This is a genomic window from Photobacterium sp. 2_MG-2023 (genome assembly GCF_030547675.1).
GTDB classification, from domain to species: domain Bacteria; phylum Pseudomonadota; class Gammaproteobacteria; order Enterobacterales; family Vibrionaceae; genus Photobacterium; species Photobacterium arenosum.
Genome location: NZ_JAUOQQ010000012.1, coordinates 38417 through 56757, shown reverse-complemented (window position 1 = coordinate 56757; position 18341 = coordinate 38417). Strand labels below are relative to the sequence as shown.

Here is an 18341-nt window from a genome sequence, read left to right as displayed (position 1 = left end):
GTTATAAGTCCTGCAGTGCGGCAATAATTTCTTCCATACGGGCGCTGCGTGCCCCTTTTGCCAACACTGTTATTTCTTGTTGTTGTTGAGAATCCTGTGCGGATTCATGATGAAATTGCTGTACCTGAGCGATCAACGCGGCCTTCAATGCCAAATTATCACTGAAGTGTTGTCCCAGGTTCACTTCACTCACGATAGCACTGGCTTTACCTACTGTCAGGACGCGATCCAGCTGTTTTTGCTGAGCGTAATCGGCTATCTCGCGATGCATCCGCTCACTTTCTTGCCCCATTTCGGCCATATCGCCAAATACCAGCCAGCGCTGCCCATTGAAATCCGCCAGCAAGTCGATAGCGGCTTTCACTGAGGCCACACTGGCGTTGTAGGTATCGTCAATCAGACGCAATCCCTGCCTGGGTTCCAGCACCAAAGCACGTCCTTTAACGGCTTCCATCTGCGCTAATCCCGACGCCACTTGCGCCAACGTGGCTCCCATCGCCATAGTCAACGCCGCCGCAGCCAGCGCATTGGCTACATTATGACGGCCAGCCAGAGGCAAAGTGAGTGAAATATCACCAGCAGGTGTGTGCATTGTAAAACAAGGGCAGCCGTGGCCGTTAACGCTAATCTCGCTGGCTGAGAACCCTGCGACAGAATTGCTGTCAGAATCATCAGCAGCTAAAGGTGCCTTGTCCGCCGCAATAAAACCCACCAGCTGCTTGTCGGTCAGCAATGGTTGCCAACGCTCCAGGGCATGTGAGTCCAGATTGATCACAGCCGTGCCACCGGCAATCAGCCCTTCGAAAATTTCGCCTTTGGCTCTTGCAACTCCCTCCAGCGAACCGAAACCTTCTAAATGCGCCGCCGCCAGATTATTGACCAGTGCCGCATCGGGTTTCACCAGCGCAGAGGTGTAAGCGATTTCTTTTTCGTGATTGGCCCCCAGCTCAATCACCGCAAACTCATGTGCCGGAGTCAGTCGCAGCAGCGTCAGGGGAACACCGATATCATTGTTAAAGTTACCGGCAGTGGCCAGCACACGGCCACATTGCGAAAGAATTGCTGCCACCATCTCCTTGACCGTGGTTTTACCACAGCTTCCGGTCAGTGCCACTGTTTTGAGACCATGTTCGCGCGTCATTTTTGCTTTCAGCCAGCAGCCCAGCTGGCCCAGAGCCTGGCGGGTATCGTTAACCAGCAGTTGTGGTAAAGCCACATCCAGCTCACGGCTCACCAACAAGGCGGATGCCCCCTTGGCCTTTGCATCCGCAGCAAAGTCATGGGCATCAAAGCGCTCACCTTTCAGCGCAAGAAATAAGGTACCCGGCACTATTGTCCGGGTATCCGTTGAAACTGCATCGATACTGACATCCTGGCCAATCAAGCGGGCGTTAAGCGCCGCTGCCAGTTCGCTCAGTGTCACCTGAATCATTTAGTGTGTCTCCAACAAGGCCTGTACGGTTTCACGATCTGAATAGTGAATGGTTTTCCCCGCCAGTACCTGATAATCCTCATGGCCTTTACCGGCCACCAGTACAATATCTTGCGCCTTCGCCTGACTGAATGCCCGCTGGCAGGCTTCGGCCCGGTCATGAATAACCTGAACGCGTTCCGGCTGCGCCAGTCCGGCCAGCATATCATTCACTATCTCCCGGGGTGATTCACTGCGCGGATTATCGTCCGTCAGGATCACATAATCGGCTAACTGCTCAGCCACGGCAGCCATCATAGGCCGCTTACCGCGATCACGCTCACCACCACAGCCGACCAGACACCAAAGCTTGCCTTCACAGTGCAGGCGTAACGCTGCCAGTGCTTTCTCCAGCGCATCCGGGGTGTGAGCATAATCAACCACCATCATAGGTTTGTCAGCGGCCAGAAAAACTTCCATCCGACCTATCACCGCCTGCAGGCGGGGAGCCGTGGCCAGCAAGACACTCAGGGGGTAACCCAGCGCCAGTAACGTCGCCAGCGACAACAACAGATTAGAGACATTGAAAGCACCAACCAGCGGAGCGGTAAAATCGCCTTGCCCCCAGCTGGAATCAAAAGACACAGTCACCCCCTGAGTGGAATAGCTGACAGCCGTCAGCCACAACGCCTTACCGCTGTGCCCGGACAGATGCGATGACTCTGTCGCGACGGCAACCGCGTCATGCAACTCGTTCAGCCAGCGTCTGCCAACATCATCATCAGCATTAATGACAGCAATACCTGCGCTATGTTCCGTGAACAAACTTTGCTTAGCTGCCGCATAACTTGCCATATCACCATGGTAATCAAGATGATCCCGGCTAAGATTGGTGAAAATACTGGCCGCAAAATGCAGGGCTTTCACCCGCCCCTGCACCAGACCGTGCGAGGAGACTTCCATCGCCGCAAAATCTGCGCCCTGATTGACCAGCTCAGCCAGGGTTTTCTGAATATCAATGGCGCTGCCAGTGGTGTTCATGGCCGGTGTCAGCCTGGACAGCAGGCCATTGCCCGTAGTACCCATCACCCCGGCGGTACGACCGAGCAACCCTGCCCATTGTGCCAGCAGCTGGCTGACTGTTGTTTTGCCGTTGGTGCCTGTGACCGACACCAGCTGCAGCTGTTGATCGGGCTGGCCGTAAGCTGCACCGGCCAGAGCGGACAGCCTTGCCGGCAAATCGCACACCGCAATCACAGGAATACCACTGTGATAATGTATCTCGCCATCTGGCTGGTTATCTTCAGCCTGAGCCAGCACAGCCGACGCACCGGCCTGGATCGCGGCATCAATATACTGGCGACCATCGACCGCATGGCCCTTAATGGCAATAAAGATACTGCCCGGCACCACAACGCGGCTGTCGAGGGTCAGATCTTTGACCTGCACTGCAGAGACTGAAGCGGCTAAGACCTCAGGCGCAAACCAGGAAGCTAACAGCTCCCCCAAAGAAATTGAAACATCAGGTTCCGGCATCAGACTTGCCTCTGTTATGGACGATATTCAACTGATCGCCTTTTCCGGCATCAGGTTTGACATTGAGAATTTGCAGGGCACTGCCCATCACTTCTGCAAAAATAGGGGCGGCGACCTGACCACCATAATAAGCATCACCCTGAGGTTCATTGATCACCACCACCATAGCCAGACGAGGATCACTGATAGGTGCCAGCCCTGCGGTCATGGCGATATATTCATCACTATAGCCACCGGCCGCCGCTTTCTTAGCAGTACCGGTTTTAGCGCCCACCCGGTAACCAGATACAGCCGCGTGCTTGGCGCTGCCATCAGGTTGCGTAACACCTTCAAGCATGTTCAGCACTTTACGGGTGTTTTCTGCCGACACCACCTGCCGCCCCGGCACCACAGCTTCGGTTTTCAAAATCGACAGTGGCCGGTTGATACCTAAGCCCCCCAAGGTGGCGTAAGCACGTACTAACTGAATGGGGGTGACTGAAATACCGTAACCGAAGGCCAGGGTAGCCCGCTCAAAATCAGACCAGCGGCGGCGATCCGGGAACAATCCCAGCGCTTCGCCAATCAGGTTAATGCCCGACGCTTCACCCAAACCCACACCGCTGTACATACCCAGCACCGCATCAACAGGCATAGACAAAGATAATTTACTGACACCTATATTACTGGACTTTTTCAGGATTCTCGCCAAATCGGCCTTGCCGACCTGTGACACATCCCGCACCCGGCTGCCACCTACCTGCATAATCCCGTTGCCGGTATCGATGACTGTGTTCTCATCAGCAACGCCATTCTCCAGCGCAGCCAATACGATAAAAGGTTTGATGGTGGAGCCTGGCTCCATCGCATCTGTGATAGCACGGTTACGCATGCGGAAACTTTGCAGCTGATCGCGGTTATTGGGGTTATACGAGGGCGCATTGACCATGGCCAGTATCTCGCCGGTCCGCACATCGACCATGACAATGGTTGCTGAGGTGGCGTTGTAATCTACCACCGCTTGCTTCACGGCCCGGTAAGCCACCGCCTGCAATCGCTGGTCAATACTCAGCGCCAGCGGTTTGCCCGGCTCGCGCTGCTTGAGCGAAATGTTTTCAACCACACGGCCGTACCTGTCTTTACGTACTGTGCGTCTGCCCGGCTCACCGGTCAGCCAGCCATCATAGGTCCGCTCGACACCTTCCAGTCCGCGACCATCAATGCCCGTGACCCCAATCAGGTGAGCACTCACTTCACCCGCCGGGTAAAAGCGGCGGGATTCATCTTTCAGGCCAATGCCGGGTAATTTCAGCTTACCGACATAGGCCGCCATCGCCGGGCTGACCTGACGCTGCAGATAAATGAATCGACGGGATTTATTCTCTTCCAGCCGGGCAAGCATGTCCTGACGATCCAACCCCAAGACATCTGCCAACGCATGCCAGCGAGCCGGCTCCGAGAGACCACCATGCTTATAAATATCCACCGGATCAGCCCAAACGGCCTGAACAGGCACACTGACGGCCAGCTGTTCATCATTGCGATCGGAAATAATGCCCCGTGCCGACGGCATGGCTTTCACACGCAACGAGCGCAGATCCCCTTCCTGGATCAACTTGCCGGGTTCCAGTACCTGAATATAAGCGGCTCTGGCTATCAGACCCACCAGTGCCAAACCAACCAAGCTACAGATCAGGGCGAAACGCCAGGGAATAAACGCAGGTGTGGATGCCGAAGGGCGCGGCGTCTGCGGTTCAGGTGAAGAGGCGGCTTTTTTCATTACGGGACAACAATTTCATTCGCTGCATTAGGACGCTTCATATCAAGCTCCTTCTCAGCCTGGGTTTCAATTCGACTATGCTCAGCCAGCGAGTTTTCTTCCAGCAGCTGATTACGCCATTCGATATCCAGATCGTCCCGCTCAATGAGCAGTTGCTCCTGTTGCGCGACCAGTTGGCGGGATTGGTGGGTGATATATACCACCCCCAAGGCAGAAATGAGAACCAGCACCAGCAACACCAAAGGCACACGGCCGACGGATAACAGATCATGGCCGATCTGACGAATCAGGCTGTCTGCCACTGCTGGCTGGGTACTCATAGGCGTTCAGCCAGACGCAACACAGAACTGCGCGCTCTCGGGTTATGCTGAGTCTCCGTGGCCGTCGGCTTAATGGCTTTACCTACGGCTTTCAGATCGGCACTGCCCAGCGCTTTGATCTGATCTTCGGTCAGGGGCAAGCCGGCAGGTACGTCAGGCCCTTTACTCTGCTTACGAATAAAACGCTTCACCATGCGATCTTCAAGTGAGTGAAAACTGATCACTGACAGACGGCCACCAGGAGCCAGCACTTCCAGCGCGCCGTGTAAGGCGGTATCTATCTCTTCAAGCTCACTGTTGATATAAATGCGTATCGCCTGAAAGCTGCGGGTGGCCGGATGTTTATGCTTGTCTCTGAATGGTGAAACGTCAGCGATCAGTTTAGCCAACTGGGTGGTTCGCTCCAGCGGCACATTGTCCGGATTGCTGCGGTATTCCACTATGCCGCGGGCGATACGCTTGGCAAAACGCTCTTCGCCAAACTCTTTCAGGACCCAGGCAATATCGTCCGCCTCGGCGCTGGCCAGCCACTCAGAAGCAGAAATACCGGATGTCGGATCCATACGCATATCCAGCGGGCCGTCGCGCATAAAGCTGAAGCCACGCTCGGCATCATCCAGCTGAGGAGAAGAGACCCCCAGATCCAGCAGCACACCGTCGATCTTGCCGGTCAGGCCCAGCTCTTCCATGTACCCGGCCATACCGGAAAACGGGCCATGGATAATAGAGAAACGCGGGTCGTTGATCTTGGCGGCTTCTGCAATCGCCTGGGGATCGCGGTCAATACCGTACAAACGGCCATGTTCGCCAAGGTGGGAAAGGATCAGACGGCTGTGGCCTCCACGGCCAAAGGTACCGTCGATGTAAATACCGTCTGGTTTGATGGCTAGACCATCGACAGACTCATGGAGCAGCACGGAAACGTGAGCAAATTGTTCGGACATAATAATTGATTCAGCTGAATAATAAGCGAACTGAAGACACCGGCCGGATGCCTCCACCAGAGATTACTGGGTCGTTGGTTTTCCGCTGCTCTGCCTGTTGCGCTACAGGCAGCAGTGGCAACACACCGAAATCGTCGGATTTCGATGCATGTGCACCTCTTTCATTTATACCTGCCCTTGTCGGGCAAGCAACAGGGAAATTGCAATTTTTGCCACAAAATCGTCATTTTTTCCCACAAAAAACCAACACGAAGTGTACGAAGGCAGCAAAAAAGTTGTCAAGACAGATACTGCGATTCTGACAAACAATTGATGCAGCCGTACTTTCTGGTTCCCAGGCCCTGAAACGATAAAAGGTGATGCCCGCATATGTTGCGAACACCACCTTTCCGAAATAAGTGAGTTAACCGATAAGCCGGGTTCTGTACCGCTTGCGCGGTGGTAACCATTCCTCTAGGCCTGAAATCGCTCGCAGGCTCAAGCAACCTACCCGTCCCCAGCGCGGACCACGCCATTAGGGACCTATTTGGTCTTGCTCCGGGTGGAGTTTACCGTGCCACGAACTGTTGCCAGTCGCGCGGTGCGCTCTTACCGCACCCTTTCACCCTTACCTGTTCTCGCAAGCGAGTCATCGGCGGTTTGCTCTCTGCTGCACTGGTCGTAGGCTCACGCCCCCCAGACGTTATCTGGCACCCTGTCCTGTGGAGCCCGGACTTTCCTCCCCCTCGTCAGTCTCCCAAAGGACATCAACGAAGCAGCGGTTACCTGGTCAACTCAGGCGGCGGATTGTATAAAACTCCCGGCCGAGTTACCAGAGAAAGTTAGACTTCTTACTTTCTCTGGCGAGAAAACGGCCAGCGCTGAACGGCTCTATGCTTATTCCAGATTGTCCAGGCCCCATTTATAGAGCGCATTTTTCTTCACACCGTGAATCTCTGCTGCCATGGCCGCGGCCTTTTTCAACGGCAACTCAGCAACTAGAATCTTTACCGTTCGCAGCGCTTCAGCAGGCAAGGCATCTTTATCGGCCCTGTGCCCTGCTACCAAGAGCACCATTTCCCCCCGGATACGATTGCTGTCCTCACCCAGCCAGGGGATCAGCTCACCTAACGGTACACCATGAATGGTTTCAAAGGTTTTGGTCAGCTCGCGAGCCAGCACCACGTGGCGATCAGGGCCCAGTACGGCCTGCATGTCCGCCAGCGAGTCGAGAATACGATGCGGTGATTCATAAAATATCAGGGTACGCGGATCTTCAATCAGCAGACGGAAGGTATCCTGCCGCCCTTTGCTTTTGGCAGGCAGAAAGCCTTCAAAACTGAAGCGGTCCGACGGCAGGCCCGAGGCACTCAGCGCGGTGATCACAGCACACGCCCCCGGCAGTGGCACAACTTTAACACCCGCCTGACGACAGCGAGTCACCAAGTGGTATCCTGGATCGCTGATGAGAGGTGTACCGGCATCAGAGACCAGTGCGATACTGCTGCCCTGACGCAATTTTTCAATCAGCACATCCGCTTTCTGCTGTTCATTATGATCATGCAGGGCAAAGGTGCGGGTAGAGATGGCAAAGTGGGACAGCAGGCGTGAGGTATGGCGTGTGTCCTCAGCAGCAATTAAATCCACATTGGCCAGAACATCCAGCGCGCGGTGGGTAATGTCTGCTAAATTGCCGATCGGGGTCGGAACGATGTACAAAGTTGCGACATCCACCGAGCACGAATTGGTCTCACTCATTTGTCTATGATCTCATCTGCAATTAATATAGAGAGTAATTTGTCACAGTTGAATGAATTCAATGCTTAATTTTACCCATAAGCGCAAAAGTGTAACACGTATTCTGGCCCCTGTAGCCCTTGCCGTGATTCTGGCCGGCTGTTCAGCGCCAGGCACTCAGACAACGTCTTACTCTGCGGATATCACGGCGCCTGCTTCTGACTCCGCTGCCAGCTACCTGCTCAAAGCAGAGTCGTCTGAAGGTGCAGCTAGCATTGACTGGCATATACTGGCTCTTAAAGCACTGATCAAAGAGGGCCGCTGGCCGCAGGCGGATCAGCAAGCCAATAAACTGGCTGGCATGAACCTGTCTACGGTGCAAATGGCTGAATGGCAGCTAGCGCGTGCAACCCTGCGCTACCAGCAAGGTCAGCCCAAAACCGCGCTGGAAACGCTTAACTTCCTGCCCTGGTGGACCCTGGCCGACAGTCAGTACCGACGCTATCACCTGCTGCGTGCCGAGCTGTTAACGCAGACGGAACAACACTTTGCCGCCGCCAGAGAGCGCACCTCACTGTCACAGTATCTCAACAGCAGTGAGAGAGAGGTCAACTGGCAGAATCTGTGGCAAGACTTGTCTCAGTATAATAACCACCAGCTTAAAGCCGCCAGCATCAGTGCCGATGAAACCGTACTGCAAGGCTGGGTGGAACTCAGCATGATTAAAAACACCTCAGCTCAGCGCCCTGTCAGGCTGAAATCCGAGGTCGAGCAATGGCTGCAAAACCATCCGGAGCACCCGGCCAACAGCTACCTGCCGAAAGAACTGCAGGCTATCATGAGTCTGGAAATGATAGAGCTGGAAAAAGTCGCACTCCTGCTGCCTTTGTCAGGCAAGTTTGAAAGTCAGGGCAAAGCCGTTCGCGATGGCTTCCTCAATGCCATGCTGGAAGATACCGAGCGTAACCCGAATACCGAACTGTCGATTTACGATACTGAATCCGAACCTATGTTCAGTATTGTCAACAAACTTCAGCAAGACGGCATTCAGCTGGTGATTGGCCCGCTTCAGAAAGAAAAAATCACCGAATTCCAGTCCACCGAAGGCGGTAATATCACAGAGCTGGCGCTTAATGAGCCGCAAAACCTGGATTTAAGCCAGCCCAATACTTGCTATTTCTCCTTATCTCCCGAGCAGGAAGCCGAGCAAGCCGCGCAGCATTTATATGCCAAAGGTCACCGTAGCCCCATGGTCATGGCACCGGCCAATGACTTTGGCCGACGGGTCAGCCAGGCGTTCATGACGAAATGGGAAACGCTGACCGGTACTAAAGCAGAACGTCAGACCTTTGGCTCCAGTCGTGAAATTCAGAACCAGATGGCGGCAGTGTTTGGCTTAACCGACAGCCGGACCCGCAGCCAGCAAATGGAGCAGGTACTGGGTATGTCACTGGAAACCCAGGCCCGCAGCCGTCGCGATACCGATGCGGTGTACCTGATTGCCAACCGGAATGAAGTGACCCTGCTCAAGCCATTTATCGAAGTGGCGATCAATCCAGATGTCACTCCGCCAAAACTGTATGCCAGTTCACGGACTAACCCGGACAACAACGCCAACGTCAGTGAACTGTCCGGGATTGAATTTAGTGATATCCCTCTGCTCGCAGCGCCGGATCAGTCCTTCACAGAGCAATTTGAACAGCTGTGGCCGGGGCAAAAGAACAGTGCCATCCGGCTTCATGCTTTTGGGATGGATGCGTACCGGATGATCACTGAGCTGCCTCAGATGAAAGTGGTTGAGCATTACAGCACCCAAGGTAAAACCGGCCAGCTGAGCATAGATGATCATTGTGTTGTTCAGCGTCAGTTAGACTGGGCGGTATTCACACCCAATGGCATTGCACCTGTTCAATAAGCGCCGTCAGGGGTACCATTACGAGTCGCTGGCCGAGCAGTATCTGCAACGCCAGGGGCTATCTGCCATTGCCCGCAATGTTCACTGCCGGGGTGGTGAGCTTGATCTCATCATGAAAGACGGTGATTGCTGGGTATTTGTCGAGGTAAAGTACCGTGCCCATAACCGTTTCGGTTCTGCGGCTGAGGCCGTCAATTGGCGCAAGCTGCAACGCCTCAAGCGTGCCGCACTGTACTGGCTGCATTCAAGAGGCATTTCCACCGAACACAGCCTGCTGCGTTTCGATGTTGTCACCATAGAAGGGACTGACCACGCAATCTCGTGGCTGACCAACACTTTAGTTGAAGAGTAAAACATGCTAGAGAGCATTAAAGAAAACTTTACCGAAAGCATCCAGACACAAATTGCAGCGGCTGAAGCATTGCCTGATGCCATTTCCCGCTCTGCCCAGGTGATGGTGCAAAGCCTGCTAAACGGCAACAAGATCCTATGTTGTGGTAACGGGGGATCCGCCTCTAATGCCCAGCATTTCGCTTCCTGCCTGATTAACCGCTTTGAAACCGAACGTCCCAGTCTGCCGGCACTCGCACTCACCGCAGACACCACCACCCTGACGGCTGTCGCAAACGACTATCATCAGGACGAAATTTTCTCCAAGCAGATTCGCGCCCTGGGTCAGCCGGGTGACATACTGCTGGTGTTCTCTACCAGCGGAAACAGCAAAAACATCATCAAAGCGATGGAAGCCGCCCTGACCCGCGACATGAACATCATAGCCATGACGGGTAAAGACGGCGGCGTAATGGCCGGGCTGCTGGGTGTGCAGGATGTCGAGATCAGAATTCCGTCGCAGCGAACCGCCCGCATTCAGGAAGGCCATCTGCTGACGGTACATTGCCTGTGTGATCTGATTGATCAGATTCTTTTCCCGCAACACGAAGGGTGATCATGCAACGCTTGCTTCTCATCTTGATTCTGTCTTTGTCGATGCAGGGTTGCGGTACGATACTGCAAACCGATCCCCGCAGCGGGCAGCAACAATGGCAAGATCAACATATTGCCATGCAAGTTGGTGGTTTAGTCAACAAGCCACCTTATCTGGGTAAAGTCAGGGTCAATGCGATATCGACCGAAGGCCGGGTTTTGTTGGTTGGCCAGGCAGTGGATCAAACGACTGCCGGGCAATTAGCTGGCGCTGTACAAGAACTGGCTAGCGTGAAAGAGGTCTATAACCAGCTTCAGATTGGTCCGCTCCCTACACTTTCAGATGTCGGTCTGGACAGTTGGTTAACCACCAAAGTGAAAGCACAGCTGATCGCCAGTAAAAAGTTGCGTGATTCAGCGGTACAGGTGGCAACGGAAAACCAGCGGGTTTACCTGCTCGGCTTTGTAACCAGAGAGCAAGGCAATATTGCTGCGGATGTCGCACGCAATGTGGAAGGGGTTAAACACGTGATCAAAGCGTTTGAATACACGGACTGAGCCACTTCATCAGTATTCAGGAAACATCAGATAAAGAAAAACGCAGTGCTTCGAAAGAAACACTGCGTTTTTTATGTCCGTCAAAGTGGATTACTTCACCACTGTGAGGCTTGGACGACCGCGTGGACGAGGTGGTTCTTCCTCTGAGGCAAACTCTTCGACAGCATCAGTCAGGCTGACCGGTGATAAATGCTCTTCATCGCCGACAGCATCTGCTGCGTCAAAAATCCCCTCTTGTTCACCGTTTGCCAATTCATAGCCGGGTTCTGGTTCAAACATAGTGCCTGCTCCATTTTCCCGTGCATAAAGTGCCAAAACAGCCGCAAGAGGCACTGACACGGCATGTGGACGTCCACCAAAACGGGCACTGAAGCGAACAGCATCATTTCCCAGTTCAAGGTTACCCACAGCACGTGGCGCAAGGTTCAGCACAATTTGTCCGTTGCTGACAAATTCTTGCGGAACCTGCACATCAGGCAGTGTTGCATCAACGACCAGATGTGGAGTCAGATTATTATCCACAAGCCAGTCATAGAAAGCCCGCACCAAATAGGGTCGGCGCGGGGTCATCTCGGCCATCTCCATCACTGACCAGCCAGACGCATTTCGCGCTCAGCTTCTGTCAGTGATGCAAGGAATGAATCACGTTCGAAAACGCGCGTCATGTAAGCCTTTACTTCTTTCGAACCAGCACCGTTAAGCTCAATACCCATTGAAGGTAAACGCCACAGTAATGGAGCCAGGTAACAGTCGACCAGGCTGAACTCTTCGCTCATGAAGTAAGGGAACTCAGCGAATACCGGTGACAGAGCCAGCAGCTCTTCACGCAGTTGTTTACGCGCTTTTTCCGCTTCATCAGCTGTGCCTTTCTGCACTTTTTCCGCCAATGAATACCAGTTACGCTCAATGCGATACATCATCAGGCGGCTATTACCACGAGCAACCGGATACACAGGCATCAGAGGTGGGTGAGGAAAACGCTCATCCAGGTATTCCATAATAATGCCGGCCTGATACAGAGCCAGTTCACGATCCACCAGAGTTGGAACAGAATTGTATGGATTCAGGTCAAGCAGATCCTCAGGAAGGTTGTCTGGCTCAACCAGCTCGATCTCAACACTTACACCTTTTTCTGCAAGTACAATACGCACCTGATGGCTATACATATCCGAAGCATCAGAATACAGCGTCATCACAGAGCGTTTATTGGCAGCTACAGCCATCAACCCCTCCAGTATACTCATATACACAAAAAAGCAACGGGGGCTCTTGCCCCCATTGCGAGTTTCTTAACGCACTAGATTACCCGATCAATGGACATCGCGCCAATATTCTTTCTTCAGCAGCAAGGCCAGAACAAAGAAGATAACGATAAAGCCCATCACCCACAGACCCAGACGCTGACGTTCCAGCTTCATAGGTTCTGCCGAATATTCAAGGAAGTTAACCAAATCACGAACCACTGCGTCATATTCTTCAGGGTTCAGTTCACCATTACCTTCAGTTTCCAGGCCAACAAACTCCTGTACTTCCTGACCATCAATGGTGCGTGTCTCAAACACTTTACGTGGTGTACCCTGCAGCTCCTCCAGCACGTGTGGCATACCCACACTTGGGAAGACCAGGTTATTCACACCAAACGGACGGCTTGGATCTGCATAAAAAGAACGCAGATAGGTATACAACCAGTCAGCACCACGTACACGGGCTACCAGAGTCAAATCCGGCGCCGGGGCACCAAATGAGGTCGCGGCGTAATCTTCTGAGATCGCATTGGTCATCAGATCGCCGATCTTAGCATTTTCATCAAAGATCAGGTTTTCCATCATCAGGTCTGCCGGGATATCAAGATCTTCCGCTACACGCTGGTAACGCTGATACTGAGTGGCATGACAACCAAAACAATAGTTAACAAAAGTACGTGCACCGCGCTGCAGTGAAGCTTCGTCCGACAAATCATTGTTTGCCGCATCAAGGTGAACATTACCACCCGCAGCCATTGCCAGAGACGGCAACAGAGCCAGCAGCATAACCATCAGCTTTTTCATTTGAATGTGACCCTCTCTGGTAGCGGTTTCGTCGCCTCATTCTTGCTGTAGACATACAGCAGCACGAAGAACATGAAGTAACCGAGACTGAAGATCTGCGCCATCAAGGTGTATACCGCAGTGGCTGGAAGCGCACCCAGAATACCCAATGCAATGAAGCAGACAGTGAACTGAGCGATGTTAGCCAGGTGCAGCTTGCTGCGGTAACGGTAAGAACGCACTTTGCAGCGATCCAACCAAGGCAGCAAAAACAGCATTACAATTGACAGGCCCATCGCAATTACACCCAACAGTTTGTCAGGAACCGCACGCAAAATCGCATAGAAAGGCGTGAAGTACCATACAGGTGCAATGTGTTCCGGTGTCTTCAGCGGGTTAGCCGCTTCAAAGTTAGGTGGCTCAAGGAAATAGCCGCCCATCTCAGGGTTAAAGAAAATCACATAACTGAACAAGAAAGCGAAGATAGCCACACCAACAAGATCTTTTACCGTACCGTAAGGATGGAACGGCACTGAATCAATGATGTCGTACTTATTGCTGTAGTACTCGTGGAACTTGAACCGAGACTGGGAGTTGCCACCTTTCTCGCCTTTCGGCAGTTTGGTTTCAATACCATCCGGGTTATTAGAGCCCACTTCGTGCAGCGCCAGAATGTGCAGAACAATCAGCAGCAGCAGGACAATTGGCAGTGCGATAACGTGCAATGCAAAGAAACGGTTCAGTGTTGCACCGGAGATCACGTAGTCACCACGAATCCACAGCGTCAGATCATCACCGATGACAGGAATAGCACCAAACAGAGAAATGATGACCTGCGCACCCCAGTAAGACATCTGACCCCACGGCAGCAGGTAACCCATAAAGGCTTCAGCCATCAGTACCAGGAAAATCAGCATGCCGAACAGCCACAGCAATTCACGCGGCTTCTTGTAAGAGCCGTAAATCAGACCACGGAACATGTGCAGGTATACCACAACAAAGAACGCCGAAGCGCCTGTGGAGTGCATATAACGCAACAACCAGCCGTAATCCACATCACGCATGATGTATTCAACAGAAGCAAATGCACCATCACCTGATGGGACATAGTTCATGGTCAGCCAGATCCCTGTCAGGATTTGGTTAACCAGGACCAGCATGGCCAGTGAGCCAAACAGATACCAGAAGTTAAAGTTCTTCGGCATCGGGTACTCAGACATATGCTTTTTATAAGCATTCATCACTGGCAGACGTTTTTCAATCCAACCCAGCAAGCCTTCCATTATGCCGTCTCCTCATCTTGACCCACTAAAATCGTGTTGTCGTTCAGGAACATATGAGGCGGTATCACCAGGTTAAGCGGTGCTGGCACCCCTTGGAAAACCCGACCAGCCATATCAAACTTAGAGCCGTGACAAGGACAGAAAAAGCCTGCTGGTACGCCACTGACCTGCTCATTGAAACTATCTGGCAGGTAAGTTGGAGAACAGCCAAGGTGGGTACAGATCCCGACGGCAAGAAAGATTTCAGGTTTAACTGAACGGTATTGGTTTTGTGCGTAAGCAGGCTGCTGAGGTTCAGTGGCCTGCGGATCACGCAGTCGATCATCGTGTGTCGGCAGTTCATCCAAAATAGCCTGGCTACGGCGTACAACCCATACAGGTTTGCCTCGCCACTCTACGCGGATCATCTGGCCTTCTTCTAATTTACTGATATCAACTTCAACTGGCGCGCCCGCAGCCTTGGCTTTGGCGCTAGGATTCCAGGATTTGATAAAGGGTACGGCGACAGCGACTGCACCTAAGCCTCCAACAACCGAGGTCGTCGCAGTCAGGAAGCGGCGTCGGCCGTTACTTACTGGCGCTTTGCTCATCCAACATTCTCCCATGTGCTCCCGCTCAGGATTATTCTTTCCATCTGCGTCCCTGGAGCTTACGGCTAACTTTCTACGGAAAGACTCAACAGCTTATTGATTAAGAATTTTCATGCTGCTATTTATCGCGGCAAATGATAAAGAAAACCCCACTTTAAGACAAGGTAAACACCGCAAATGTGAGAGATTTGTGGGGTTAATTTCCTTGGTCGTCAAGATGAAAAAATGCAAACTATGGTGTCAATTATTCAATTTTTTTTGACAAGATCCCTGAATGTCGCCGACAAAACAGCATTAAGCGCCTTAACAAAGGCTCCCGTTCAGGATAAATCACCCCTAGCCTGGCTGGTGCCCATAGCACTACTTGCACGCTGACAGCACACCGGCACTCTGCAATTTCTCTTTGCGAGTAAACGCAAAAAGCCCAGCACAATGGCTGGGCTTTGATGTACACAGTAACCAGAGAAATCTCTGGTGCGTTGAATTAACGCTTAGAGAACTGTGGACGACGACGTGCTTTACGCAGACCAACTTTCTTACGTTCAACGCGACGTGCGTCACGAGTAACGTAGCCAGCGGCACGCAGAGCAGGACGTAAAGTCTCATCGTACTCCATAAGAGCGCGAGTGATACCGTGACGGATCGCACCAGACTGACCAGTGATACCACCACCTTTAACAGTGATGTACAGATCCAGTTTCTCAGTCATATCAACCAGCTCAAGAGGTTGACGAACAACCATGCGAGCTGTTTCGCGGCCGAAGTACTCTTCGATGCTGCGCTTGTTGATTACGATGTTGCCAGTACCCGGTTTTACGAAAACGCGAGCAGCTGAGCTTTTGCGGCGGCCAGTGCCGTAGTATTGATTCTCTGCCATTGTCATGTTCCCCAATTAGATGTCTAGAACTTGTGGCTGCTGTGCAGCGTGGTTGTGCTCGCTACCTGCGTAAACTTTCAGTTTACGGTACATAGCACGGCCTAGAGGACCTTTAGGAAGCATGCCTTTAACAGCAATTTCGATGATCGCTTCTGGCTTTTTCTCCAGCAGCTTGTCGAAGCTGATAGTTTTCAGACCGCCGATGTAGCCAGTGTGACGGTGATACATCTTATCAGTACGCTTAGCGCCAGTAACTGCTACTTTCTCAGCGTTGATAACAACGATGTAGTCACCGGTGTCAACGTGAGGAGTGTACTCAGGCTTGTGCTTACCACGCAGACGAGATGCGATTTCAGTTGCCAGACGACCCAGTGTTTTACCTTCAGCGTCAACAACATACCAGTCACGTTTTACAGTTTCTGGTTTAGCAACGAAAGTTTTCATGCTAATTCTTACCCAATTTTAAATAGTTTCACTTTCCAAGAACGCAAAGCGCTCTCTCTGTATATAGAGCCCAGTCATCACCCCTTCGAGTGGTTGGCACTCCCGGCATAACGCCGTCACAGGTACGGTGGGTCGCGAGAGTATACGGAAGCATGGGGAAAAAATCATCTTTTTTTCCAAAAAAGTTCAGCTAATTTTCCAGCTAAAATAGCGCTCCCGTTAAGCCAGATGCGGCCTGGCCAGATATTCATGGCTCTGCATTTCAATCAGGCGCGAGCAACACCGCTTAAATTCAAAGTTCAGGCGACCGGATTGATACAGCTTGTCCATTTCTGCTTCCGCCGAAATGATCAGCTTGACATGACGCTCGTAAAACTCATCGACCATGGCAATAAAACGGCGGGCAGCGTCATCGTCTTTTTCGGTCAGCACAGGTACGTCAGACAAAAGAACGCTGTGATAAGTATGCGCGATATCCATATAGTCTGACTGACTGCGCGCCCCGCGGCACAGCGCATCAAAGGTAAAATGCACCACCCCCTCCGCTTCATGGCGGGTGGCAATCGGCCTGTCATTGATCAGTATGTCCTGCCCCTCATGCCGGGGATCAGCGGACAACTGCATGAAATAGCGGTGCATATTCTCTTCTGCGCTGGCATCAAGCGGCCAGTGGTATATTTCAGCCTGCTCCAGTGTCCGTAGACGGTAGTCGACACCCGAATCTACATTCACCACCTCACAGTGTTCTTGAATTAACGCAATAGCAGGCAGGAAACGCGCACGCTGCAGGCCATTTCGGTACAGTTGATCCGGCGGGATATTCGAGGTAGCCACCAGGGTAATACCGCGGCGGAACAGGGCCTCAAACAAGGTGCCCAATATCATGGCATCGGTAATATCTGACACAAAAAACTCATCAAAGCAGATGATGTCTGCGTCCTGCTTAAACCTGTCCGCCACTCTTTCCAGCGGATCGCTCTGGCTGCCAAGCGACTGCATTTCTTTATGGACGCGGTGCATAAAACGGTGAAAATGCATCCGCATTTTTCGTTCAGTCGGCAGGCTGTCGAAAAAGGTGTCAACCAGGTAGGTTTTGCCACGCCCGACGCCTCCCCAGAAGTACAAGCCTTTGACCGGTTTAACCGGTTCAGCGGCCTGGCGCTTGAACAGCCGGCTCACCAGAGAAGGTTTTACTGGCTCTGGTTGCGGAGCCTGCATGCGATGATAAAGATCATTAAGGTGAGAAACTGCCATTGCCTGGGCAGCGTCAGGCAAAAAGCCCGGTTTTTTCAGATCTTCTTGATAGCGTTGTTCGGGAGTCATCCTCATCCTGCTCAGTCACCGATAGCCGTGCACCCGGTGACAAATTTGCCGGACTCACAGCTTCTAATATGTCCATCTTTGGTCGTAGATAGTACCACGACACTTCATGTGCATGTATAGTAACTAGATAACCACCCAATAAGCACATAACGCTTTTGAAATAACAAAACAGGTCAACCTGTTGTACTCACAGTCACAAGGAGTTTTTCATGGCTTGGATCTACGCGATTTTGATTTTCGCAGCCGGCGCGCTGGTCGGTGCCTTTGCCGCCCGTTTGGGGAACAAAAACCTGAAACAACAGAAAGAATTACAAAAAGAGCTCGATAAAACCAAATACCAACTGGAGCAGTATCGCCAGGAATTGGTTGATCATTTCGCCCGCAGCTCTGACCTGCTGGACAACCTGGCAAAAGATTACAGTAAATTGTACGAGCACATGGCAAAAACCTCCGCAGAGCTGATGCCAAATCTGCCGGAACAGGATAACCCCTTCTCTCAGCGTATCAGCACACTCACTCCTATCGCTGATGAGCCAGAAACCGAAACACCAGAGCTGGACACGCATCAGCCTCGGGATTATGCCAACGGCGCATCCGGCCTGTTGCGAGCTGAACAGAAGCAGGCAGAAGCAGCCAAAGCCAGTTAAGAATTGTTACAAATTTGACATTTATTGGAACTTTGCTCCGGTTTACAAGTCACAATTAGCACTTGTT

The 18341-nt window shown here is 52.3% G+C and carries 19 protein-coding genes and 1 other RNA gene; 5 read left to right on the top strand and 15 right to left on the bottom strand.

Going from position 1 to position 18341, the window contains the following annotated elements; genetic code table 11:
• Position 1: 1 nt before the first annotated feature.
• The 7 genes from murF to rsmI form a co-directional block, all read right to left on the bottom strand.
• Complete coding sequence (murF, locus tag Q4491_RS11515; protein ID WP_303457632.1) at positions 2-1432, bottom strand: UDP-N-acetylmuramoyl-tripeptide--D-alanyl-D-alanine ligase; 1431 nt, start codon at positions 1430-1432, stop codon at positions 2-4.
• Positions 1433-2947 carry a UDP-N-acetylmuramoyl-L-alanyl-D-glutamate--2,6-diaminopimelate ligase gene (murE, locus tag Q4491_RS11510; RefSeq protein ID WP_303457630.1) on the bottom strand — a complete coding sequence of 505 codons (1515 nt, stop codon included), beginning with the start codon at positions 2945-2947 and terminating at the stop codon, positions 1433-1435.
• Entirely contained in the window at positions 2934-4706 is a 1773-nt protein-coding gene (locus tag Q4491_RS11505; protein WP_303457628.1) for a penicillin-binding transpeptidase domain-containing protein, read from the bottom strand. Before Q4491_RS11505 ends, murE begins: the two co-directional genes overlap by 14 nt.
• Positions 4706-5026, bottom strand: coding sequence for a cell division protein FtsL (gene ftsL, locus Q4491_RS11500; protein WP_303457625.1), 321 nt, complete (start codon positions 5024-5026; stop codon positions 4706-4708). The genes Q4491_RS11505 and ftsL overlap by 1 nt, the downstream gene beginning before the upstream one ends.
• A complete protein-coding gene (gene rsmH, locus Q4491_RS11495) occupies positions 5023-5970 on the bottom strand; it encodes a 16S rRNA (cytosine(1402)-N(4))-methyltransferase RsmH (RefSeq protein ID WP_303457623.1) in 948 nt (315 codons plus the stop codon). Before rsmH ends, ftsL begins: the two co-directional genes overlap by 4 nt.
• 395 nt (positions 5971-6365) lie before the next feature.
• Positions 6366-6747: RNase P RNA component class A (gene rnpB / locus Q4491_RS11490), an RNA gene on the bottom strand.
• Between the two features lie 99 nt (positions 6748-6846).
• Positions 6847-7707: a 16S rRNA (cytidine(1402)-2'-O)-methyltransferase gene (rsmI, locus tag Q4491_RS11485; protein ID WP_303457621.1), complete on the bottom strand. Its 861-nt coding sequence runs from the start codon at positions 7705-7707 to the stop codon at positions 6847-6849.
• A 61-nt stretch (positions 7708-7768) separates the two neighbouring features.
• Here rsmI and Q4491_RS11480 point away from each other — a divergent pair, with 61 nt between their 5' ends.
• From Q4491_RS11480 to Q4491_RS11465, 4 genes are read left to right on the top strand one after another with little or no spacing between them, the layout of a single operon-like run.
• On the top strand, positions 7769-9601 hold the full coding sequence (locus Q4491_RS11480) for a penicillin-binding protein activator (protein ID WP_192015828.1): 1833 nt from the start codon (positions 7769-7771) through the stop codon (positions 9599-9601).
• Entirely contained in the window at positions 9579-9953 is a 375-nt protein-coding gene (locus Q4491_RS11475) for a YraN family protein (RefSeq protein ID WP_303457618.1), read from the top strand. Before Q4491_RS11480 ends, Q4491_RS11475 begins: the two co-directional genes overlap by 23 nt.
• 3 nt (positions 9954-9956) lie before the next feature.
• On the top strand, positions 9957-10547 hold the full coding sequence (locus Q4491_RS11470; RefSeq protein WP_027253687.1) for a phosphoheptose isomerase: 591 nt from the start codon (positions 9957-9959) through the stop codon (positions 10545-10547).
• Between the two features lie 2 nt (positions 10548-10549).
• Positions 10550-11083, top strand: coding sequence for a BON domain-containing protein (locus Q4491_RS11465; RefSeq protein WP_237794624.1), 534 nt, complete (start codon positions 10550-10552; stop codon positions 11081-11083).
• 90 nt (positions 11084-11173) lie between these two features.
• Here Q4491_RS11465 and sspB read toward each other — a convergent pair whose 3' ends face one another.
• The 8 genes from sspB to zapE form a co-directional block, all read right to left on the bottom strand.
• Positions 11174-11668, bottom strand: coding sequence for a ClpXP protease specificity-enhancing factor (gene sspB, locus Q4491_RS11460; RefSeq protein WP_192015907.1), 495 nt, complete (start codon positions 11666-11668; stop codon positions 11174-11176).
• Positions 11668-12306: a stringent starvation protein SspA gene (sspA, locus tag Q4491_RS11455; protein WP_192015831.1), complete on the bottom strand. Its 639-nt coding sequence runs from the start codon at positions 12304-12306 to the stop codon at positions 11668-11670. The genes sspB and sspA overlap by 1 nt, the downstream gene beginning before the upstream one ends.
• An 87-nt stretch (positions 12307-12393) precedes the next feature.
• Positions 12394-13131: a cytochrome c1 gene (locus tag Q4491_RS11450; protein WP_192015832.1), complete on the bottom strand. Its 738-nt coding sequence runs from the start codon at positions 13129-13131 to the stop codon at positions 12394-12396.
• Positions 13128-14393: a cytochrome bc complex cytochrome b subunit gene (locus Q4491_RS11445; protein ID WP_192015833.1), complete on the bottom strand. Its 1266-nt coding sequence runs from the start codon at positions 14391-14393 to the stop codon at positions 13128-13130. The genes Q4491_RS11450 and Q4491_RS11445 overlap by 4 nt, the downstream gene beginning before the upstream one ends.
• Positions 14393-14983, bottom strand: a complete 591-nt coding sequence (gene petA / locus Q4491_RS11440) for a ubiquinol-cytochrome c reductase iron-sulfur subunit (protein WP_120513397.1) — start codon at positions 14981-14983, stop codon at positions 14393-14395. The genes Q4491_RS11445 and petA overlap by 1 nt, the downstream gene beginning before the upstream one ends.
• Positions 14984-15467: 484 nt before the next feature.
• Positions 15468-15860 carry a 30S ribosomal protein S9 gene (gene rpsI, locus Q4491_RS11435; protein ID WP_027253694.1) on the bottom strand — a complete coding sequence of 131 codons (393 nt, stop codon included), beginning with the start codon at positions 15858-15860 and terminating at the stop codon, positions 15468-15470.
• A 15-nt stretch (positions 15861-15875) separates the two neighbouring features.
• The gene (gene rplM / locus Q4491_RS11430; RefSeq protein WP_027253695.1) at positions 15876-16304 is read right to left on the bottom strand and encodes a 50S ribosomal protein L13; all 429 of its coding nucleotides are present in this window, start codon (positions 16302-16304) and stop codon (positions 15876-15878) included.
• Positions 16305-16523: 219 nt separating this feature from the next.
• The gene (gene zapE / locus Q4491_RS11425) at positions 16524-17627 is read right to left on the bottom strand and encodes a cell division protein ZapE (RefSeq protein ID WP_303457610.1); all 1104 of its coding nucleotides are present in this window, start codon (positions 17625-17627) and stop codon (positions 16524-16526) included.
• Positions 17628-17836: 209 nt separating this feature from the next.
• Here zapE and zapG point away from each other — a divergent pair, with 209 nt between their 5' ends.
• Complete coding sequence (gene zapG / locus Q4491_RS11420; protein ID WP_192015835.1) at positions 17837-18274, top strand: Z-ring associated protein ZapG; 438 nt, start codon at positions 17837-17839, stop codon at positions 18272-18274.
• The last annotated feature ends 67 nt before the right edge of the window (positions 18275-18341 follow it).